The sequence below is a fragment of the Pseudomonas sivasensis genome, from assembly GCF_021391435.1.
GTDB lineage: Bacteria > Pseudomonadota > Gammaproteobacteria > Pseudomonadales > Pseudomonadaceae > Aquipseudomonas > Aquipseudomonas sivasensis.
Window position 1 is genome coordinate 2094597 of sequence record NZ_CP090029.1, and the last position, 21568, is coordinate 2116164.

The 21568-nt window shown below is 57.3% G+C and carries 18 protein-coding genes; 16 read left to right on the forward strand and 2 right to left on the reverse strand.

Translation table 11 applies throughout. The features are described from left to right. Positions 1-188 precede the first annotated feature (188 nt). Together LRO94_RS09520 and LRO94_RS09525 are read left to right on the forward strand one after the other, a co-directional pair. Positions 189-500 (forward strand): DUF485 domain-containing protein, encoded by a 312-nt coding sequence (locus LRO94_RS09520; protein ID WP_027607054.1) that lies wholly within the window; start codon positions 189-191, stop codon positions 498-500. Continuing rightward, the gene (locus LRO94_RS09525) at positions 497-2155 is read left to right on the forward strand and encodes a cation acetate symporter (RefSeq protein WP_032889152.1); all 1659 of its coding nucleotides are present in this window, start codon (positions 497-499) and stop codon (positions 2153-2155) included. The genes LRO94_RS09520 and LRO94_RS09525 overlap by 4 nt, the downstream gene beginning before the upstream one ends. Positions 2156-2397: 242 nt before the next feature. On the opposite strand, the gene gltA is transcribed toward LRO94_RS09525, so the two are convergent. Continuing rightward, positions 2398-3687: a citrate synthase gene (gene gltA, locus LRO94_RS09530; RefSeq protein ID WP_032889154.1), complete on the reverse strand. Its 1290-nt coding sequence runs from the start codon at positions 3685-3687 to the stop codon at positions 2398-2400. 364 nt (positions 3688-4051) lie between these two features. Between gltA and sdhC the strand changes: the two genes are divergently transcribed. From sdhC to LRO94_RS09585, 11 genes are all read left to right on the forward strand, one after another. Continuing rightward, positions 4052-4426: a succinate dehydrogenase, cytochrome b556 subunit gene (gene sdhC, locus LRO94_RS09535; protein WP_016979564.1), complete on the forward strand. Its 375-nt coding sequence runs from the start codon at positions 4052-4054 to the stop codon at positions 4424-4426. Continuing rightward, positions 4420-4788 (forward strand): succinate dehydrogenase, hydrophobic membrane anchor protein, encoded by a 369-nt coding sequence (gene sdhD, locus LRO94_RS09540; protein ID WP_032889156.1) that lies wholly within the window; start codon positions 4420-4422, stop codon positions 4786-4788. The genes sdhC and sdhD overlap by 7 nt, the downstream gene beginning before the upstream one ends. Before the next feature lie 3 nt (positions 4789-4791). Continuing rightward, positions 4792-6564, forward strand: coding sequence for a succinate dehydrogenase flavoprotein subunit (gene sdhA / locus LRO94_RS09545; protein WP_032889157.1), 1773 nt, complete (start codon positions 4792-4794; stop codon positions 6562-6564). An 11-nt stretch (positions 6565-6575) separates the two neighbouring features. Then, the gene (locus tag LRO94_RS09550; RefSeq protein WP_003172807.1) at positions 6576-7280 is read left to right on the forward strand and encodes a succinate dehydrogenase iron-sulfur subunit; all 705 of its coding nucleotides are present in this window, start codon (positions 6576-6578) and stop codon (positions 7278-7280) included. A gap of 261 nt (positions 7281-7541) precedes the next feature. Then, complete coding sequence (locus LRO94_RS09555; protein ID WP_032889159.1) at positions 7542-10373, forward strand: 2-oxoglutarate dehydrogenase E1 component; 2832 nt, start codon at positions 7542-7544, stop codon at positions 10371-10373. A 44-nt stretch (positions 10374-10417) separates the two neighbouring features. Beyond that, positions 10418-11641 carry a 2-oxoglutarate dehydrogenase complex dihydrolipoyllysine-residue succinyltransferase gene (gene odhB / locus LRO94_RS09560; protein WP_179179313.1) on the forward strand — a complete coding sequence of 408 codons (1224 nt, stop codon included), beginning with the start codon at positions 10418-10420 and terminating at the stop codon, positions 11639-11641. A gap of 98 nt (positions 11642-11739) precedes the next feature. Then, on the forward strand, positions 11740-13176 hold the full coding sequence (gene lpdA / locus LRO94_RS09565; protein WP_032889163.1) for a dihydrolipoyl dehydrogenase: 1437 nt from the start codon (positions 11740-11742) through the stop codon (positions 13174-13176). A 205-nt stretch (positions 13177-13381) separates the two neighbouring features. Beyond that, positions 13382-14548, forward strand: coding sequence for an ADP-forming succinate--CoA ligase subunit beta (gene sucC, locus LRO94_RS09570; protein ID WP_003210567.1), 1167 nt, complete (start codon positions 13382-13384; stop codon positions 14546-14548). Then, positions 14548-15429, forward strand: a complete 882-nt coding sequence (gene sucD, locus LRO94_RS09575; RefSeq protein ID WP_003210566.1) for a succinate--CoA ligase subunit alpha — start codon at positions 14548-14550, stop codon at positions 15427-15429. The genes sucC and sucD overlap by 1 nt, the downstream gene beginning before the upstream one ends. A gap of 358 nt (positions 15430-15787) precedes the next feature. Then, the gene (gene brnQ, locus LRO94_RS09580; protein WP_032889165.1) at positions 15788-17101 is read left to right on the forward strand and encodes a branched-chain amino acid transport system II carrier protein; all 1314 of its coding nucleotides are present in this window, start codon (positions 15788-15790) and stop codon (positions 17099-17101) included. Positions 17102-17333: 232 nt separating this feature from the next. Next, the gene (locus LRO94_RS09585) at positions 17334-18071 is read left to right on the forward strand and encodes a DUF599 domain-containing protein (protein WP_032889167.1); all 738 of its coding nucleotides are present in this window, start codon (positions 17334-17336) and stop codon (positions 18069-18071) included. A 106-nt stretch (positions 18072-18177) separates the two neighbouring features. On the opposite strand, the gene LRO94_RS09590 is transcribed toward LRO94_RS09585, so the two are convergent. Further along, entirely contained in the window at positions 18178-18429 is a 252-nt protein-coding gene (locus LRO94_RS09590) for a hypothetical protein (RefSeq protein ID WP_010211724.1), read from the reverse strand. Between the two features lie 158 nt (positions 18430-18587). On the opposite strand from LRO94_RS09590, the gene LRO94_RS09595 reads away from it, so the two are divergent. The 3 genes from LRO94_RS09595 (at position 18588) to htpG (ending at position 21507) form a co-directional block, all read left to right on the forward strand. After that, complete coding sequence (locus LRO94_RS09595) at positions 18588-19064, forward strand: PaaI family thioesterase (RefSeq protein ID WP_099601485.1); 477 nt, start codon at positions 18588-18590, stop codon at positions 19062-19064. Next, positions 19061-19513, forward strand: coding sequence for a PaaI family thioesterase (locus LRO94_RS09600; RefSeq protein ID WP_032889171.1), 453 nt, complete (start codon positions 19061-19063; stop codon positions 19511-19513). Before LRO94_RS09595 ends, LRO94_RS09600 begins: the two co-directional genes overlap by 4 nt. Positions 19514-19602: 89 nt before the next feature. Then, positions 19603-21507, forward strand: coding sequence for a molecular chaperone HtpG (htpG, locus tag LRO94_RS09605; RefSeq protein ID WP_032889307.1), 1905 nt, complete (start codon positions 19603-19605; stop codon positions 21505-21507). Positions 21508-21568 lie beyond the last annotated feature (61 nt).

The window sequence follows — 21568 nt, forward strand, 5'->3', positions numbered from 1 at the left end:
TGACTGGCTCACCGCGATCGGGAGCGAGCCCTCTCCCACATTATTTTCGTCATCCGCAAATGTTTCTTTGCCCTCCCAATCCCTCGCTACACTTCCTCTAATACTAAGGTCGTCTGGAACCTGTTCCGCAGCCGCATACAGTGGCTATGTTCCAATAATAAAAAAGCTGTGCTGCGAGGATAAAAACAATGAACGACAGCATTTACCTCTCGATTCAAAACAGCCCTCGTTTCAAGGAGCTGGTGAGAAAAAGGGAAAGGTTCGCCTGGATTCTCTCGGCGATCATGCTAGGGCTTTACTCCGGATTCATCCTGTTGATCGCCTACGGGCCACAAGTGCTAGGGGCCAAACTGAGCCCTGGTTCATCTATTACGTGGGGTATCCCCATTGGGGTCGGGCTGATTGTCTCGGCCTTTGTCCTCACCGGCATCTACGTACGACGCGCCAACGGCGAATTCGACGACCTGAACAATGCGATTCTCAAGGAGGCTGCGCAATGATCCGTCGTCTATTGGCTGTATTCGGCGCTTCGGTCTTCGCGCCCGCTGTGTGGGCGGCGGATGCATTGACTGGTGAAGTGCACAAACAACCGCTGAATATCGCAGCGATCCTGATGTTCGTGGCCTTTGTCGGCGCGACGTTGTGCATCACCTACTGGGCGTCCAAGCGTAACAACTCGGCGGCCGACTATTACGCGGCCGGCGGCAAGATCACCGGTTTCCAGAATGGCTTGGCGATTGCCGGCGACTATATGTCGGCCGCGTCCTTCCTGGGTATTTCCGCGCTGGTGTTCACCTCTGGCTACGATGGCCTGATCTACTCGATCGGCTTCCTGGTGGGCTGGCCGATCATTCTGTTCCTGATCGCCGAGCGCCTGCGTAACCTGGGCAAGTACACCTTTGCTGACGTAGCGTCCTACCGCCTCGGCCAAACCCAGATCCGCAGCCTGTCGGCCTGTGGCTCCCTGGTGGTGGTGGCGTTTTACCTGATCGCTCAGATGGTGGGTGCGGGCAAGCTGATCCAACTGCTGTTCGGTCTGGACTACCACGTCGCGGTGATCCTGGTCGGCATCCTGATGTGCATGTACGTACTGTTCGGCGGTATGTTGGCGACGACTTGGGTACAGATCATCAAGGCAGTGCTGCTGCTGTCCGGTGCCTCGTTCATGGCGCTGATGGTGATGAAGCACGTCAACTTCGACTTCAACATGCTGTTCTCCGAGGCAATCAAGGTTCACCCTAAAGGTGAAGCGATCATGAGCCCCGGCGGCCTAGTGAAGGACCCGATCTCCGCGTTCTCCCTTGGCTTGGCACTGATGTTCGGTACCGCCGGCCTGCCACACATCCTGATGCGCTTCTTCACCGTAAGCGACGCCAAGGAAGCGCGTAAGAGCGTGCTGTATGCCACTGGCTTCATCGGCTACTTCTATATCCTGACCTTTATCATCGGCTTCGGCGCGATCCTGCTGGTCAGCACTAACCCGGCATTCAAGGATGCTGCAGGCGCTCTGTTGGGCGGTAACAACATGGCGGCGGTGCACCTGGCTAACGCGGTGGGCGGCAGTATCTTCCTGGGCTTTATCTCGGCCGTGGCCTTCGCCACCATCCTCGCGGTAGTGGCCGGCTTGACCCTGGCCGGTGCTTCGGCGGTTTCCCATGACCTGTACGCCAGCGTGATCAAGAAAGGCAAGGCCAACGAAAAGGATGAGATTCGCGTGTCGAAGATCACCACCATCGCCCTCGCAGTGTTGGCGATCGGCCTGGGCATCCTGTTCGAAAGCCAGAACATTGCGTTCATGGTCGGCCTGGCGTTCTCGATTGCGGCCAGCTGTAACTTCCCGGTGTTGCTGCTTTCCATGTACTGGAAAAACCTCACCACCCGTGGCGCCATGATCGGTGGCTGGTTGGGCTTGGTCAGCGCCGTTGGCCTGATGGTGCTGGGTCCGACCATCTGGGTCTCGATCCTGCATCATGAAAAAGCCATCTTCCCGTACGAATACCCAGCGCTGTTCTCGATGATCATCGCGTTTGTGGGTATCTGGTTCTTCTCCATCACCGACAAGTCGGCGGCGGCAGAGAAAGAGCGTGCGCTGTACTTCCCGCAGTTTGTGCGTTCGCAGACTGGCCTGGGGGCGAGTGGGGCGGTTAACCACTAAGGTTGAAGCTGGATAAGGAAATGCCCCGGTCGAAAGGCCGGGGCATTTTTTTTGCCTGAAGCTTATGAGGGGCTTGTGCCAATGCCATCGGGGGCAAGTCCCCTCCTGCAGTTAACCGAGTGCATCATTTGGAATGCACTTCAATGTGGGAGGTGGCTTGCCCCTGATGGTGGTAGATCAGTCGACACAAATAAAAACGGCCTCCACTGAGGGAGGCCGTTTTCGGTGCTGCTAAAAGGTGCTTACTTGCGATCTTCCAGCTTGGAGATGTCACGCGACTCGTAGCCGGTGTACAGCTGGCGCGGACGGCCAATCTTGTACGGGCTGGAGAGCATTTCTTTCCAGTGGGAGATCCAGCCCACGGTGCGGGCCAGGGCGAAGATTACGGTGAACATGCTGGTTGGAATGCCGATCGCCTTGAGGATGATCCCCGAGTAGAAGTCGACGTTCGGGTACAGCGAGCGTTCGATGAAGTATGGGTCGGTCAGGGCGATCTCTTCCAGGCGCATGGCCAGTTCGAGTTGCGGATCGTTCTTGATGCCCAGTTCCTTCAATACTTCGTCGCAGGTCTGCTTCATCACGGTCGCGCGCGGGTCGCGGTTCTTGTAGACCCGGTGACCGAAGCCCATCAACTTGAACGGATCGTTCTTGTCTTTGGCCTTGGCGATGAACTTGTCGATGTTGGACACATCGCCGATTTCATCGAGCATGGTCAATACGGCTTCGTTCGCACCGCCGTGGGCAGGGCCCCACAGTGCGGCGATACCGGCGGCGATACAGGCGAACGGGTTGGCACCCGAAGAGCCTGCCAGGCGTACGGTGGACGTCGAGGCGTTTTGCTCGTGGTCGGCGTGGAGGATGAAGATCCGGTCCATGGCCTTGGCGAGTACCGGGCTGATCGGTTTGATCTCGCACGGGGTGTTGAACATCATGTGCAGGAAGTTTTCCGCGTACGTCAGGTCGTTGCGCGGGTACATCATGGGTTGACCCATGGAGTACTTGTAAACCATTGCGGCCAGAGTCGGCATCTTGGCAACCAGGCGGATCGCGGAGATTTCGCGATGCTGCGGGTTATTGATGTCGAGGGAGTCGTGATAGAAGGCTGACAGGGCGCCAACCACACCGCACATGACGGCCATCGGATGGGCGTCGCGACGGAAGCCGTTGAAGAAGGTCTTCAACTGCTCGTGAACCATGGTGTGGTTCTTTACAGTGCTGACGAACTGGGCTTTTTGCTCGGCTGTTGGCAGTTCGCCATTTAGCAGCAGGTAGCAGGTTTCCAGGTAGTCCGACTTTTCAGCCAGTTGCTCGATCGGGTAGCCCCGATGCAGCAGAATGCCATTGTCGCCGTCGATATAGGTGATCTTCGACTCGCAAGAGGCGGTCGACATGAAGCCTGGGTCGAAAGTGAAACGGCCCGTGGCCGTCAGGCCCCGTACGTCGATAACATCGGGACCAACGGTGCCGGTTAAAATGGGCAGCTCGACGGGGGCTGCGCCCTCGATGATCAACTGCGCTTTTTTGTCAGCCATGTGGCCTCCTATTTATGCTTCAAATCATCAGACAGACCCCCCACGCAGGGCCCGCACCACTATAGTGAGATAAATTCAGATGTCAATTTGCCTAAAGTCTTGCTCCAGAAGGCTTTAACCGTACTTTTTCCTCGAAATTGACTGCCATTTACGCCTTTTATCTCGCCAGCGCAATCCGCTATTAGGGTGAGGAGCGCGCGTTGTCATTAGTAACCTAACTGTCTATACTCGGCCACCGACCGCCAAGGGCTTTTGGGCTTGCTTTCATTGGGGGTCGCACTCCCTGGGTGGTGCTTACCTGACCAGTGCACTCCCCAACAACTTTGCCCTGATTGTTAGGGGCTCTTCAGTGTGAAAAAAAGCCGTGAATAGCCAACGACCTGTAAACCTAGACCTAAGGACCATCAAACTCCCCATCACCGGCGTTACGTCGTTCCTGCACCGTGTTTCCGGCATCATCCTGTTCCTGGGCTTGGGCATCATGCTTTATGCATTGAGCAAATCCCTGGGTTCCGAGGAAGGTTACGCCGAGGTGAAGGCATGCTTGACCAGCCCGCTGGCCAAGTTCGTAGCATGGGGCCTCCTGTCCGCTCTGCTTTATCACCTGGTAGCCGGTGTGCGCCACTTGATCATGGATGCGGGTATCGGTGAGACGCTGGAAGGCGGCCGCCTGGGCTCGAAAATCATCATCGCCATTTCCGTGGTGCTGATCGTTCTGGCAGGAGTTTGGATATGGTAACCAGCGTTACGAACCTTTCGCGTTCAGGCCTCTATGACTGGATGGCACAACGTGTGTCTGCGGTCGTTCTCGCGGCTTATTTCATTTTCCTGATCGGATACCTCGTCGCAAATCCGGGCATCGGCTATGAGCAATGGCACGGCCTGTTTTCCCACAATGCGATGCGAATCTTCAGCCTGCTGGCCCTTGTAGCCCTGGGCGCTCACGCCTGGGTTGGCATGTGGACCATTGCGACTGACTACTTGACGCCTATGGCGCTGGGCAAGTCCGCAACCGCAGTCCGTTTCCTCTTCCAGGCAGTATGCGGCATTGCGATGTTCGCTTACTTCGTCTGGGGTGTGCAGATTCTTTGGGGTATCTGATTCATGGCTAACATTCCAACTATTTCCTTCGACGCCATCATTATTGGTGGCGGCGGTGCTGGCATGCGCGCAGCGCTGCAGCTGGCCCAGGGTGGTCACAAGACTGCCGTGATCACCAAGGTGTTCCCGACTCGCTCCCACACCGTATCGGCCCAGGGTGGCATCACCTGCGCCATCGCTTCCGCCGATCCGAACGATGACTGGCGCTGGCACATGTACGATACCGTCAAGGGTTCCGACTACATCGGTGACCAGGACGCTATCGAATACATGTGCCAGGAAGGTCCGGCTGCGGTGTTCGAGCTGGACCACATGGGCCTGCCGTTCTCCCGTACCGAGCAAGGTCGTATCTACCAGCGTCCATTCGGCGGTCAGTCGAAGGATTACGGTAAAGGTGGCCAAGCTGCCCGTACTTGCGCTGCGTCCGACCGTACCGGTCATGCGCTGCTGCACACCCTTTATCAGGGCAACCTGAAAGCTGGCACCACGTTCCTGAACGAGTACTACGCGGTTGACCTGGTGAAGAACGCCGACGGTGCATTTGTTGGTGTTATCGCCATCTGCATCGAGACCGGTGAAACCACCTACATCCGTGCCAAGGCTACTGTTCTGGCAACTGGCGGTGCAGGCCGTATCTACGCGTCGACCACTAATGCTCTGATCAATACCGGTGACGGCGTTGGCATGGCACTGCGTGCTGGCGTGCCGGTGCAAGACATCGAAATGTGGCAGTTCCACCCGACCGGCATCGCCGGCGCCGGTGTACTGGTGACTGAAGGTTGTCGTGGTGAAGGTGGTTACCTGATCAACAAGCACGGCGAGCGTTTCATGGAGCGTTATGCTCCGAACGCGAAAGACCTCGCGGGTCGTGACGTTGTAGCCCGCTCCATGGTTAAAGAGATCATCGCCGGTAACGGCTGTGGCCCGAATGGCGATCACGTTCTGCTGAAGCTCGATCACCTGGGTGAGGAAGTACTGCACAGCCGCCTGCCGGGTATCTGTGAACTGTCCAAGACCTTTGCCCACGTTGACCCAGTGGTTGCTCCGGTTCCGGTTGTTCCAACCTGCCACTACATGATGGGCGGTGTTCCGACCAACATTCATGGCCAGGCGATCACCCAGAACGCCGACGGCGTTGACGAGATCATCCACGGTCTGTTCGCAGTAGGCGAAGTGGCTTGCGTATCGGTACACGGTGCCAACCGTCTGGGCGGCAACTCGCTGCTCGACTTGGTGGTATTCGGTCGCGCGGCCGGCCTGCACCTGGAAAAAGCGCTGACCGACGGCATCGAATACGATGACGCTACCGACGCTAACATCGAGGCTGCCTTGGCCCGCCTGAACGCTCTGAACGAGCGCACTGATGGCGAAGACGTGGCAACTCTGCGTCGTGAGCTGCAAAGCTGCATGCAGAACTACTTCGGCGTATTCCGTACCGGCGAATACATGCAGAAGGGTATTGCCCAGCTGGCCGATCTGCGCAAGCGCATCGCCAACGTCAAGATCAACGATAAGAGCCAGGCGTTCAACACCGCTCGTATCGAAGCCCTTGAACTGCAAAACCTGCTGGAAGTGGCTGAAGCGACTGCGATCGCCGCCGAGGTTCGTAAAGAATCCCGTGGTGCTCACGCTCGTGAAGACTTTGAAGACCGCGATGACGAAAACTGGTTGTGCCACACCCTGTACTTCCCGGGTGACAAGCGCGTAACCAAGCGTGCCGTGAACTTCTCGCCGAAGACGGTTCCGACGTTTGAACCGAAGATTCGGACTTACTAAGGGTGGCTGCCATGTTGAAAGTCAGTGTTTACCGCTACAACCCTGATCAGGACGCTGCGCCGTTCATGCAGGAGTTCCAGGTCGATACCGGTGGTAAAGACCTGATGGTGCTGGATGTATTGGCACTGATCAAAGAGCAGGACGAGGGTTTCTCCTATCGTCGCTCTTGCCGTGAAGGTGTTTGCGGTTCCGACGGCATGAACATCAACGGCAAAAACGGCCTGGCGTGCATCACGCCGCTGTCCGCCGTTGTTAAAGGCAACAAGCTGATCGTTCGTCCTCTACCAGGTTTGCCGGTTATCCGTGACCTGGTCGTCGATATGAGCATCTTCTACAAGCAATACGAGAAAGTTAAGCCGTTCCTGCAGAACGACACGCCGGCTCCGGCCATCGAGCGTCTGCAGTCCCCTGAAGAGCGTGAAAAGCTCGACGGTCTGTACGAGTGCATCCTGTGCGCTTGCTGCTCGACCTCGTGCCCGTCCTTCTGGTGGAACCCGGACAAGTTCCTGGGTCCAGCTGCCCTGCTGCAAGCGTACCGCTTCCTGGCAGACAGCCGTGACACCAAGACATCCGAGCGTCTGGCTTCGCTGGATGACCCGTTCAGCGTATTCCGCTGCCGCGGGATCATGAACTGCGTCAACGTATGTCCCAAAGGCCTGAACCCGACTAAGGCCATTGGTCACATCCGTAACATGCTGCTCCAAAGCGGCGTGTAACTGACGTTGTAACAAAGCAGGACCGTTGTGCCCGTAAATGCTGCGGCGCAGGCTTCAACCGGCGCCGTAGTTTTAACTTGAGCAGCGACTTACAAAGCCGCGGCTCTTATTTTGAAGAAATGAGACAAGCAGGGGCATTCGGGTTGGTACCCGAACTATCAGCGTGATCCTAAGTGGCTTGTTTTGGTCGCTGCACTTGGCCTTTTGCAAGCAAACTCGGTGTTTCCGCCGGTGGTGTCCCCAAATCGAGGGTGACCAAGCATGCAAGAAAGCGTGATGCAGCGCATGTGGAACAGCGGCTATCTTTCAGGTGGTAACGCTGCCTATGTGGAAGAGCTTTATGAGCTCTACCTGCACGACCCTAACGCTGTGCCAGAAGAATGGCGCACCAAATTTCAGACGTTGTCTTCAGACGGCAACGCTGCCACCGATGTATCGCACGCAACGATTCGCGATCAGTTTGTGCTGCTGGCAAAGAACCAGCGCCGCGCCCAACCGGTTTCCGCCGGTAGCGTGAGCAGTGAGCATGAGAAGAAGCAAGTTGAAGTACTGCGACTGATCCAGGCCTACCGGATGCGTGGCCACCAGGCGGCCCAGCTTGACCCGCTGGGGCTCTGGCAGCGTCCTGCACCTGCTGACCTGTCGATCAATCATTACGGCTTGACCAATGCCGATCTTGATACGACCTTCCGTGCCGGCGACCTGTTCATCGGCAAAGAGGAAGCGAGCCTACGCGAAATTCACGAAGCGTTGCAGCAGACATATTGCCGCACCATCGGCGCTGAGTTCACGCACATCACCGATTCCGAGCAACGCCACTGGTTCCAGCATCGCCTGGAAGGTGTGCGTGGCCGTCCGGTGCTGTCCGCCGACGTTCGCAGCCACCTGCTTGAGCGCGTGACCGCAGCTGAAGGTTTGGAAAAATACCTGGGCACCAAATACCCAGGCACCAAGCGTTTTGGCCTGGAAGGCGGCGAAAGCCTGATCCCGATGCTCGACGAGCTGATCCAGCGTTCCGGTTCCTACGGTACCAAGGAAATCGTGATCGGCATGGCTCACCGTGGTCGCCTGAACGTGTTGGTCAACACCTTCGGCAAGAACCCGCGTGAACTGTTCGACGAGTTCGAAGGCAAGAAGAAGGTCGAGCTGGGTTCCGGTGACGTTAAATATCACCAGGGCTTCTCGTCCAACGTCATGACCACAGGCGGCGAAGTTCACCTGGCCATGGCCTTCAACCCATCCCACCTGGAAATCGTTTCTCCAGTGGTCGAGGGTTCGGTCCGTGCTCGTCAGGATCGTCGTAACGACACCACCGGTGAAAAGGTTCTGCCGATTTCCATCCACGGTGACGCGGCATTCGCCGGTCAGGGCGTGGTACTGGAAACGTTCCAGATGTCGCAGACTCGCGGCTTCAAGACCGGCGGTACCGTTCACATCGTCATCAACAACCAGGTTGGCTTCACCATCAGCAACCCACTGGATGCGCGCTCCACCGAGTACGCCACCGACGTTGCCAAGATGATCCAGGCGCCGATCCTCCATGTGAATGGTGATGATCCGGAAGCTGTGCTGTTCGTGACCCAACTGGCCGTCGACTATCGCATGCAGTTCAAGCGTGACGTGGTGATCGACCTGGTTTGCTACCGCCGTCGCGGTCACAACGAAGCTGACGAACCAAGCGGCACCCAGCCGTTGATGTACCAGCAGATCACCAAGCAGCGCACCACACGTGAGCTGTATGCCGAAAGCCTGACGAAGGCCGGTATTGTTGATGATGCGCGTGTTCAGGCGAAGATCGATGAATACCGCAACGCGCTGGACAATGGTCTGCACGTAGTAAAAAGCCTGGTCAAAGAGCCGAACAAAGAGCTGTTCGTTGACTGGCGTCCGTACCTGGGTCACACCTGGACGGCGCGTCACGACACCTCGTTCGATCTGAAGACCCTGCAGGAACTGTCCGCCAAGCTGCTGGAAATCCCGGATGGCTTCGTGGTGCAGCGCCAGGTTGCGAAGATCTACGAAGACCGTCAGAAGATGCAAGCCGGCGGCCTGCCGATCAACTGGGGCTATGCCGAAACCATGGCGTACGCGACCCTGGCGTTTGAAGGTCACCCGATCCGCATGACCGGCCAGGACATCGGCCGTGGTACGTTCTCGCACCGTCACGCGGTATTGCACAACCAGAAAGACGCGGGCACCTACATCCCGTTGCAGAACCTGTACGAAGGCCAGCCGCGTTTCGACCTGTACGATTCGTTCCTGTCCGAAGAAGCCGTACTGGCGTTCGAATACGGTTACTCGACCACCACGCCGCAGGCGCTGGTGATCTGGGAAGCCCAGTTCGGCGACTTCGCCAACGGTGCTCAGGTGGTTATCGACCAGTTCATCACCAGCGGCGAGCACAAGTGGGGCCGTCTGTGCGGTCTGACCATGCTGCTGCCACACGGTTATGAAGGTCAGGGTCCGGAGCACTCCTCGGCCCGTCTGGAGCGTTACCTGCAGCTGTGCGCCGAGCACAACATCCAGGTGTGCGTGCCGACTACTCCGGCGCAGATCTACCACTTGCTGCGTCGTCAGGTGATCCGCCCGCTGCGCAAGCCGCTGGTAGTGCTGACCCCGAAATCGCTGCTGCGTCACAAATTGGCCATCTCTACCCTGGAAGATCTGGCGGATGGTTCGTTCCAGACCGTGATTCCAGAGATCGATACGCTGGACGCGGCCAAGGTCACTCGCCTGATCCTGTGCAGCGGCAAGGTCTACTACGACCTGCTGGAAAAACGTCGTGCCGAGGGCCGCGAAGACATCGCCATCGTACGTATCGAACAGCTTTACCCGTTCCCGGAAGATGACCTCATGGAGATCATCGCGCCTTACACCAACCTCACTAATGTTGTGTGGTGTCAGGAAGAACCGATGAACCAAGGCGCTTGGTACAGCAGCCAGCATCACCTGCGTCGCAGTATCGGCAACCACAACAAGGCCTTGGGCCTGGAGTACGCCGGTCGTGATGCTTCTGCTGCACCTGCTTGTGGTTATGCGTCGATGCACGCCGAGCAGCAGGAAAAACTGCTGCAAGATGCTTTCACTGTTTAACGCCTTCGCGCTGACTGAAACCGAATTTTAAGGACCCACAGATAATGGCTATCGAAATCAAAGCCCCGTCATTCCCGGAATCGGTTGCCGATGGCACCGTTGCCACTTGGCACAAGAAACCAGGCGACGCTGTAAAGCGTGACGACCTGATCGTCGACATCGAGACCGACAAAGTCGTTCTGGAAGTGTTGGCCGAAGCTGACGGCGTACTGGGCGCAATCGTTGCCGAAGAGGGCGCTACCGTTCTGTCGAACCAGGTACTGGGCTCGATCGAAGAAGGCAGCGCTGCCGCTGCTCCTGCTGCCGCTGCTGCACCGGCCGCTGCCTCGGCACCTGCTACCGCTCCGGCTGCGGGTGGTGAAGATCCAATCGCTGCACCGGCTGCGCGTCAGCTGGCTGAAGAAAACGGTATCAACCTGGCTTCCATCAAAGGCACCGGTAAAGACGGCCGTGTGACCAAGGAAGATGTGGTTGCTGCTGTTGAAGCCAAGAAAAACGCTCCTGCTGCTGCGCCTGCCAAGGCTGCTGCCCCAGCTGCCGCTGCTCCTGTGTTCGCTGCTGGCGACCGCACCGAGAAGCGTGTTCCGATGACCCGCGTTCGTGCCACCGTGGCCAAGCGCCTGGTTGAAGCACAGTCGAACATGGCGATGCTGACTACTTTCAACGAAGTCGACATGACCGAAGTCATGGCCCTGCGTTCGAAGTACAAGGATCTGTTCGAGAAGTCCCACAACGGCGTGCGCCTGGGCTTCATGTCGTTCTTCGTGAAAGCGGCCACCGAAGCGCTGAAACGCTTCCCGGCAGTCAACGCTTCCATCGACGGCGGCGACATCGTTTACCACGGCTATGCAGACGTCGGCGTTGCCGTGTCCAGCGACCGTGGCCTGGTGGTTCCGGTCCTGCGTAACGCCGAGCTGATGAGCCTGGCCGAAATCGAAGGCGGCATCGCCGGCTTCGGCAAGAAAGCCCGTGACGGCAAGCTGACCATCGACGAGATGACCGGTGGTACCTTCACCATCACCAACGGTGGTACCTTCGGTTCGATGATGTCGACCCCGATCGTCAACCCGCCACAAGCCGCGATCCTGGGCATGCACAACATCATCCAGCGTCCGATGGCGATCAACGGCCAAGTCGTGATCCGCCCAATGATGTACCTGGCACTGTCTTACGATCACCGCCTGATCGATGGTAAAGAAGCCGTGACTTTCCTGGTGACCATCAAGAACCTGCTGGAAGACCCGGCTCGTCTGCTGCTGGATATCTGATAGAAGCAGCTGCAGGCTCCGGGCAAGCCGCCAAATAGGGCGGCTTGACCTGGAGCGTGTGGCTTGAAAGCTTGCTGCTAAATAGAGGAACTATTTTCATGTCGCAGAAATTTGACGTTGTAGTGATTGGTGCAGGTCCTGGAGGCTATGTTGCCGCCATCAAGGCCGCACAACTGGGCCTCTCGACTGCTTGCATCGAAAAATACACCGACAAGGAAGGCAAACTGGCACTGGGCGGTACTTGCCTGAACGTTGGTTGCATTCCTTCCAAGGCGCTGCTGGACAGCTCCTGGAAATTCCACGAAGCCCAAGACGGCTTCGCGATCCACGGCATCAACCATGCTGGCGTGACCATGGACGTGCCAGCAATGGTCGGCCGTAAAGCCAACATTGTTAAAGGCCTGACTTCCGGCGTTGCAACCCTGTTCAAGGCTAACGGCGTCACTTCCCTGCAAGGCCACGGCAAACTGTTGGCCGGCAAGAAAGTTGAAATCACCAAGCCAGACGGCTCGGTTGAAGTCATCGAAGCCGAGAACGTGATTCTGGCTCCGGGTTCGCGTCCTATCGACATTCCACCAGCTCCAGTTGACCAGAACGTAATCGTTGATTCGACCGGCGCCCTGGAATTCCAAGCAGTTCCAAAACGTCTGGGCGTGATCGGCGCTGGCGTGATCGGCCTGGAACTGGGTTCGGTCTGGTCCCGCCTGGGTTCTGAAGTGACTGTACTGGAAGCCCTGGACACGTTCCTACTGGCTGCCGACACCGCTGTGTCCAAAGAAGCGCTGAAAACCCTGACCAAACAAGGTCTGGATATCAAGCTGGGCGCACGTGTTACCGGTTCGAAGGTCAACGGCGAAGAAGTCGTTGTGACCTACACCGACAAAGACGGCGAGCAGACCATCACTTTCGACAAGCTGATCGTAGCCGTAGGTCGCCGTCCAGTGACCACCGACCTGCTGGCTTCCGACAGTGGCGTGAACATCGATGAGCGTGGCTTCATCCACGTTGACGATCACTGCGCTACCACCGTTCCTGGCGTCTACGCCATTGGCGACGTGGTTCGCGGCATGATGCTCGCGCACAAAGCTTCCGAAGAAGGCATCATGGTTGTAGAGCGCATCAAGGGCCACAAAACCCAGATGAACTACGACCTGATCCCATCGGTTATCTACACCCACCCGGAAATTGCATGGGTCGGCAAAAACGAACAGCAGTTGAAAGCTGAAGGCGTTGAAGTTAACGTCGGCACCTTCCCGTTTGCTGCTTCTGGCCGTGCCATGGCAGCCAACGACACCGGTGGTTTTGTCAAAGTCATCGCTGATGCCAAGACTGACCGCGTATTGGGCGTCCACGTGATTGGCCCGAGCGCTGCAGAACTGGTTCAGCAAGGTGCAATCGGTATGGAATTCGGCACCAGTGCCGAGGACCTGGGCATGATGGTTTTCTCCCATCCAACCCTGTCCGAAGCGTTGCACGAAGCAGCGTTGGCTGTGAATGGCGGCGCCATCCACATCGCCAACCGCAAGAAGCGCTAAGCGAGATAATAAGAAACCACGGCGGAGTTGCCCGTCGTGAGCCTTGCGCGCAAGACTCACCGCGGAATATCCGCTGGACGCAGTCTTGCGCAGCTTTACGGGCCTTAAAGCCCAGCAAGTTGCGCAAGCAGCAGTCACAGGTGGCGCGGCACTCATAATGAGCGCAGCGCCGAATGCGCAGTACCTAACGAAGACGGTAAAAAGCATGAATCTTCACGAGTATCAGGGTAAGCAGCTGTTCGCTGAATACGGCCTGCCAGTATCCAAGGGCTACGCAGTAGACACCCCGGAAGCAGCAGCAGAAGCCTGCGACAAAATCGGCGGCACCGAGTGGGTTGTCAAAGCCCAGGTCCACGCTGGTGGTCGCGGTAAAGCGGGCGGCGTTAAGCTGGTTCGCAGCAAAGAAGACGCCAAGGCCTTCGCACAGCAATGGCTGGGCAAGCGTCTGGTGACTTACCAGACTGATGCCAATGGCCAGCCAGTCACCAAGATCCTGGTTGAATCGTGCACTGATATCGCTAAAGAGCTGTACCTGGGCGCTGTCGTTGACCGTTCGAGCCGTCGCATCGTGTTCATGGCTTCCACCGAAGGTGGCGTGGACATTGAGAAGATCGCCGAAGAAACCCCAGAAAAAATTCTGAAAGCCACTATCGATCCACTGGTTGGCGCTCAGCCGTTCCAGGGTCGTGAGCTGGCTTTCCAGTTGGGTCTGGAAGGCAAGCAAGTTGCCCAGTTCGCCAAGATCTTCGTAGGTCTGGCCAAACTGTTCCAGGATCACGATCTGGCTCTGCTGGAAGTGAACCCGCTGGTGATCAAGGCTGATGGCGATCTGCACTGCCTCGATGCCAAGATCAACATCGACGCCAACGCCATGTACCGTCAGCCTAAGCTGAAGACTTTCCACGATCCGTCGCAAGACGATCCGCGCGAAGCGCACGCTGCCAAGTTCGAACTGAACTACGTAGCCCTGGAAGGTAACATCGGTTGCATGGTCAACGGTGCTGGCCTGGCCATGGGTACCATGGACATCGTCAACCTGCATGGCGGCAAACCAGCCAACTTCCTCGACGTAGGCGGCGGTGCTACCAAAGAACGCGTTACCGAAGCCTTCAAGATCATCCTGTCCGACTCCAACGTCGCAGCAGTGCTGGTTAACATCTTCGGCGGCATCGTTCGTTGCGACATGATTGCCGAAGGCATCATCGGTGCAGTGAAAGAAGTTGGCGTTAAAATCCCGGTTGTTGTTCGCCTTGAAGGTAACAACGCTGAACTGGGCGCTAAAGTACTGGCAGAAAGCGGTTTGAACATCATCGCGGCTACCAGCCTGACCGACGCTGCTCAACAAGTTGTTAAAGCTGCGGAGGGCAAATAATGAGCGTCCTGATCAATAAAGACACCAAAGTTATCTGCCAGGGTATTACCGGTTCGCAAGGTAGTTTCCACACCCAGCAAGCCATCGAATACGGCACCAAGATGGTTGGCGGCGTAACTCCTGGTAAAGGCGGCACTGAGCACCTGGGTCTGCCAGTGTTCAACACCGTGAAAGATGCTGTAGCTGCCACTGGCGCCACCGCCAGCGTGATCTACGTTCCAGCTCCTTTCTGCAAGGACTCCATCCTGGAAGCAGCATTCGGCGGCATCAAGCTGATCGTCTGCATCACCGAAGGCATTCCTACCCTGGACATGCTGGACGCTAAAGTTAAGTGCGACGAACTGGGCGTTGTCCTGATCGGCCCTAACTGCCCAGGCGTGATCACCCCAGGCGAATGCAAGATCGGCATCATGCCAGGTCACATTCACTTGCCAGGTAAAGTCGGTATCGTTTCCCGTTCCGGCACCCTGACCTACGAAGCTGTCAAGCAAACTACTGACGCCGGTTTCGGTCAGTCGACTTGCGTCGGCATCGGCGGTGACCCGATCCCAGGTTCGAACTTCATCGACATCCTGAAGCTGTTCCAGGAAGATCCAAAGACCGAAGCGATCGTGATGATCGGTGAGATCGGCGGTTCGGCTGAAGAAGAAGCGGCTGCCTACATCAAGGCACACGTGACCAAGCCGGTTGTTTCCTACATCGCTGGTGTGACTGCCCCTGCGGGCAAGCGCATGGGCCATGCTGGCGCAATCATCTCTGGCGGCAAAGGCACTGCAGACGAGAAGTTTGCGGCTCTGGAAGACGCAGGCGTTAAAACTGTGCGTTCGCTGGCAGACATCGGCAAGGCTTTGTCCGAGCTGACCGGTTGGGCTGTCAAGTAAGCTTCGCGCTTAGCTGACGCTTTACCAGCAAAGGCCACCTTCGGGTGGCCTTTGTGCGTTTGGATGTACTCGATCCTATGTAAGGGGCCGTGCGACGATTCAACTAGCCCTCACACATTTGTTTGTATTGCCAACATAAGTATGAAAACGCGACATCAAGATGTCGCTTATCGGACAGTTCGCCCCGCAACAGTGCGTTTGTCAGCCTGATTCTGTAACCTACCCGCCTCTTTATGCGCTGGCCCCCAAAAGGAAGCCGCGCGCTAGACCGGTCGGCCCCATCAGGGCCGGCAGTATTTCCCTCATCCACAGGGAATCCCTCTCTAAATTCCGATTCAGTAGTGTGGTATTTCCCGAAATGAAAGTGTTGAAAAGCCAGGATATCCTGGCGTTGGGCTTCATGACCTTTGCCCTGTTCGTGGGCGCCGGTAACATCATCTTCCCGCCTATCGTTGGCTTGCAGTCCGGACCTCACGTCTGGATGGCGGCGTTGGGCTTCCTGATCACCGCAGTGGGTTTGCCAGTGGTCACCGTGATTGCCCTCGCCAAGGTCGGCGGTGGTATGGATGCGTTGAGCAGCCCGATCGGCAAGATCGCCGGTGGCCTGCTTGCGGCGGCTGCGTATCTGGCGGTAGGGCCGCTGTTCGCTACCCCGCGTACCGCGACGGTGTCCTTTGAAGTCGGCTTGGCGCCGCTCACCGGTGAAAGCCCGTTGGCGCTGTTCCTCTATAGCTCCGTTTACTTCCTAGTGGTGTTCTTTGTGTCCCTGTACCCAGGGCGCCTGCTGGACACTGTCGGTCGTTTCCTTGCGCCGTTGAAGATCATCGCGTTAGCCATCCTCGGCATCGCTGCGTTTGCCTTGCCGGCCGGTGAGGTGGGTGTCGCCACTCCGGAATACGTCGCTGCACCGTTCTCCCAAGGTTTTATCAATGGTTATCTGACCATGGACACCCTTGGTGCTCTGGTATTCGGAATTGTGATCGTCAACGCTATCCGCTCCCGTGGTGTTGATTCGCCCAAGCTGATCACCCGCTACGCGATCATCGCTGGCCTGATTGCTGGCGTTGGTCTTGCGCTGGTGTACGTCAGCCTGTTCCGCCTTGGTGCGGGAAGTCATGAAGTGGCCGCTGGTGCGGCTAATGGCGCAGCCGTACTGCACGCGTACGTGCAACACACCTTCGGCTCCCTGGGCAGTGGTTTCCTGGCGGTATTGATTTCCTTGGCATGCCTGGTTACCGCGGTTGGCCTGACCTGCGCTTGCGCCGAGTACTTCAGCAAAATACTGCCGCTGTCCTACAAGACCCTGGTAGTGATCCTGGCGCTGTTCTCGTTGTTCGTGTCCAACCTGGGCCTGACTAAGCTGATTGCCTTTTCGATACCGGTGCTTACCGCGATCTACCCGCCGTGCATCGTGCTGGTGGCCCTGAGCTTCTGCAAAGACTTCTGGCAGGAACAGGGCCGGATCGTTGGCCCGGTGATGCTGGTGTCGTTCATATTTGGCTGCATTGATGCGCTGAAGGGCGCGGGCTTTGCCGACTGGCTGCCGTCGCAACTGGCGCATCTGCCGCTGAGCGAGCAGGGCCTTGCGTGGTTGGTGCCGTCGGTAATGACCTTGGTCGTGGCTGTGGTGGTTGATCGTATGCTTGGCAAGCGTAGCGAAGCGATCGCGTAACACCGCTTCAAGGCTGCACAGAAATGCCCCGTATCAATCAATACGGGGCATTTTTTATGCTTGGTAGACTACGACCTTCTAAAGTTGGAGCGCGGTCGATGTAGGAGGGGGCTTGCCTCAGACGGCACTGTGCCATTCAACAGATGCAGTGACTGTCATCAAGCATTCGGGATCAAAGCCTCTCCCCCAATGTTGACCACGTTTGCAAAAACTTTCTTGATATAGGACCCGCATGTCGTTCGTCGAAACCAATCAAATCCACCTGCTTGCCGCCCTCTGGTTCGTTCTGTGTTGGGGCGGCTACACCCGTTATGCGACCTGGAAAGCTCGGGACACTGCGTGCCTGGCCAGTGTGCTGCATTTGTATCGTGAGGACTGGATGCGTCGCATGCTGCTGCGCGACAACCGCATTGCCGACGCCAGCGTGATCGGCAACCTGGAGCGCAATGCTTCGTTCTTTGCCTCCAGTACCCTCATTATCCTCGCTGGTATTCTCACCGTGCTTGGCGCCTCTGAGCGGGCCGTGTCCTTGCTAGCGGACATTCCTATGGTGCAGCAGGCGTCCCAGGGCATGTCGGAAATTAAGTTGTTGTGCCTGGCATTGGTGTTCGTCTACGCCTTCTTCACGTTCAGCTGGTGTATGCGCCAGTACAACTTTGCGGCGGTGTTGGTGGGGTCTGCGCCGATGATCGGTGAGCGGCATGTGTCCGAGCAAGAGCGCAAGGCGTTTGCCTTGCGGGCGGCAAGGGTAATCTCCATGGCCGCCAACCAGTTTAACTTTGGTCTGCGCGCTTATTACTTCGGCATGACCATGTTGGCGTGGTTTGTCAGCCCATGGTTATTCATGTTGATGAGCGCGGGAGTGGTAGTCGTGCTTTACCGTCGAGAGTTTCATTCCGACGTGCTGCAAGTGATGGTGTATACGCAGACTGATACGCCAGTGCCCGAGGCGATCAAAGAGTCGGCTTAGTCCACATCAGCGAGTTAACGCTTCAAATTAAAAACCACAGGCAAAGAAAAGCCCGCTATTTGAGCGGGCTTTCTTTATCGCAGCGAAGCTATTTCAAACCGCGGTCTCAAGAACCGGTGGCTGGAGTAGCAGGTGCTGCTTCTTTTGCGGCGGCTTCGTTCGATTCAGCCTGAGCTTTGGCAGCATCGGCGTTTTCTTTCGCAGCGTCGTTCACTTTATCCTGAGCCTTCGCCATATCTTTCTGAGCTTGCTCAGAGTGCGCGGCAGCGTCTTGGGCTTTGTCTTCGGATTTTTTGTCGCAGGCAGCGAGACCGAGGGCAGCGGCGAGCATCATGGAAATAGCTAAAGTCTTGCGCATTGGGTGTTTCTCCTTATTGAAGATATCTACTGGCCTTTCGAGCCTGAGGGTTCAGCATTAGTTCCTTTTATTGCGCAGATATATAAACAGCGCACCCCAAGGAACTTTCAACCGCACTGCCTACTCCGCGGATTAACGCTAATAAGAGTCTAGACCGAATGACCGAAAACCCACTGTTAGAGCGTGCGACGCGCTTTGTTTCGGCCCTGCGCCATTGCCAGGTGCTGGGGATTACCGTGCATGCCGCCAACCTGGAAGGTATGACCTTGGTCCTGCCCTACGGCCCCTCCATCGTCGGCGACCCTCGCACCGGGGTGATCCATGGCGGTGCGCTGACTTCGCTGATGGACACCGCCTGTGGCATGGCCACCTTGTGTGTATTGCCAGAGTTCGAGGTGTGCCCGACCCTCGACCTGCGCGTCGACTACATGCACACCGCCGAACCCCACAAGCCGGTTTATGGCTTCGCCCAATGTTACCGGGTGACGACTGACGTGATCTTTACCCGTGGCGTTGCCTATCAGGATGACCCGCAGCAGCCCATTGCCCATGTGGTGGGCACGTTCATGCGCATGGGCAAGCGGCTCAAGGGAGCCCAAGGACTGAGCAGCACAATCAAGGGAGAACAGGCATGACGCATCGATTCAAGACGCGCCTGGAACAGGCCCACGAACTCGGCAACTATGAGGCGCTGCTGGAGTTGATTCCCTACGCCAAGCTGATCGGCATTGAATGCACACGCCTGGGCGATGAATTGCTGTTTCGCCTGCCCGCCAACAAAGACAACATTGGTAACCCCATATTGCCGGCGCTGCACGGCGGGGTGATTGCCGGCTTTATGGAGCTGTCGGCGGCGTTGCACCTGCTGGTATTTACCGGTGCGCCAGGCTTGCCGAAAATCATCGATTTCTCCCTGGATTACCTGCGTGCAGGCCAGTTCCGCGACACTTATGCCAAATGCCAGGTCTGGCGCCAGGGCCGACGGGTCGCGAACGTGGCAATTACCGCCTGGCAGAGCACCCCGGCAGAACCTATTGCCACCGCCCGTGCGCATTTCAAAATTGAGGAAACGACTCGCCCTTGAAATCCTGGCCTTAGCCCCCAACTTTGATGACAACCCGCCGCCAACCCTCAAGGGTACGGCCACTGCCATCCAATTGGAGTTTGATGACCATGAGTGTGGAAACTCAAAAGGAAACCCTGGGCTTCCAGACCGAGGTGAAGCAACTGCTGCACCTCATGATCCATTCGCTGTATTCCAACAAGGAAATTTTCCTTCGCGAATTGATCTCGAACGCCTCTGACGCTGTCGACAAATTACGTTTCGAAGCCCTGTCCAAGCCTGAGTTGCTGGAAGGTGGCGCCGAACTGAAAATCCGTGTGAGCTTCGATAAAGACGCCAAGACCGTCACCCTCGAAGACAACGGTATCGGCATGAGCCGTGACGATGCGATCACCCACCTGGGTACCATCGCCAAATCCGGCACCGCTGATTTCATGAAGAACCTGTCCGGTGACCAGAAGAAAGATTCGCACCTGATCGGCCAATTCGGTGTGGGCTTCTACTCGGCCTTCATCGTTGCCGACAAGGTTGAAGTGTTCAGCCGCCGCGCCGGCCTTGACGCCAGCCAAGGCGTGCATTGGTCCTCCAAAGGTGAGGGCGAGTTTGAAATCGCCACCATCGATAAAGCCGACCGTGGCACCCGCATCGTGCTGCACCTGAAATCCGCTGAAGATGAGTTCGCTGACGGCTACCGCCTGCGCAATATCATCAAGAAATACTCCGACCACATCGCTCTGCCAATCGAGTTGCCGAAAGAGCAGGCTGCCGCCGAAGGCGAAGAAGCGCCTGCCCAGGAATGGGAAGTGGTCAACCGTGCCAGCGCCCTGTGGACCCGTCCTCGCACTGAAGTGAAGGACGAGGAATACCAGGAGTTCTACAAGCACATCGCCCACGACTACGAAAACCCACTGAGCTGGAGCCACAATAAGGTCGAAGGCAAGCTGGAATACAGCTCGCTGCTCTACGTACCGGCCCGTGCTCCGTTCGACCTGTACCAGCGTGAAGCGCCGAAAGGCCTGAAGCTCTACGTGCAGCGCGTGTTCGTGATGGACCAGGCGGAATCGTTCCTGCCGCTGTACCTGCGCTTCATCAAAGGCGTGGTCGACTCCAATGACCTGTCGCTGAACGTGTCGCGGGAAATCCTGCAGAAAGACCCGATCATCGACTCCATGAAGTCGGCGTTGACCAAGCGCGTCCTCGACATGCTGGAAAAACTGGCGAAGAACGAGCCTGAGCAATACAAAGGCTTCTGGAAAAACTTCGGTCAGGTCATGAAAGAAGGCCCGGCGGAAGATTTCGCCAACAAGGAAAAAATCGCCGGCCTGCTGCGTTTTGCCTCGACTCAGGGCGAAGATGGCGAGCAGGTGGTGTCCTTGGCCGAGTACCTGGCACGCGCCAAGGAAGGTCAGGACAAGATCTACTACCTGACCGGCGAAACCTACGCTCAGGTCAAGAACAGCCCGCACCTGGAAGTCTTCCGTAAGAAAGGCATCGAAGTGCTGCTGCTGACCGACCGTATCGATGAGTGGCTGATGAGCTACCTCAGCGAATTCGACGGAAAGACCTTTGTCGACGTTGCCCGTGGTGACCTAGACCTGGGTAACCTGGACTCCGAAGAAGAGAAGAAGGAAGCCGAAGAAGTCGCCAAGGCCAAAGAAGGCCTGGTTGAGCGGATCAAGACGGCCCTCGGCGATGCGGTCAGTGAAGTGCGGGTTTCCCACCGCCTGACCGACTCCCCGGCGATCCTGGCCATCGGCGAGCAGGACCTGGGCATGCAGATGCGCCAGATTCTCGAAGCCAGCGGCCAGAAGGTTCCGGATTCCAAGCCGATCTTCGAATTCAACCCGGCTCACCCGCTGATCGAGAAACTCGACGGCGAGCAGAGCGAAGAGCGGTTTGGCGACCTGTCGCACATCCTCTTCGATCAGGCGGCCCTGGCCGCTGGCGACAGCCTCAAGGATCCGGCCGCGTATGTGCGCCGCCTGAACAAGCTGTTGGTTGAACTGTCGGTTTGACCCCGTTGTAGAAAAACCCGCTTCGGCGGGTTTTTTCGTTCTACTGCACCTCAACTGGAGT